General features: G+C 54.9%; 1 protein-coding gene. It reads left to right on the top strand.

Features of this window, described 5'->3' with window-relative positions:
* Positions 1-37: 37 nt before the first annotated feature.
* On the top strand, positions 38-246 hold a 209-nt coding region (locus H6A07_RS09985; RefSeq protein ID WP_204814759.1), incomplete at its 3' end, for a hypothetical protein.

Genomic DNA, 246 nt, shown 5'->3' with positions numbered 1-246 from the left:
GGTCATCACGGCACGGCGCGCTTTGGAGATAATTGAGATGAACAAGCGCGGCGAGAAGCCCGAAACATTGCTTGAAGACGGTGCTACCAAGAAGCAGGAGCGCACCGTAGACCTCCTGGAAAACGAGAGCTTGACACGCTTTGACAAGAACAAGAAGAAGCGTAAGCCAAAGAACCGCAACGGAAAGCAGGCTCCCAAGGGTCGCAACAAGCCAGCCGAGGCGCAGGCTAAGAAGAACACTGACAC

The organism is Olsenella uli (assembly GCF_016899935.1).
Lineage (GTDB): Bacteria > Actinomycetota > Coriobacteriia > Coriobacteriales > Atopobiaceae > Thermophilibacter > Thermophilibacter uli_B.
The sequence above is the reverse complement of the archived record's forward strand: the minus strand, read 5'-3'. Positions and strand labels throughout refer to the sequence as shown.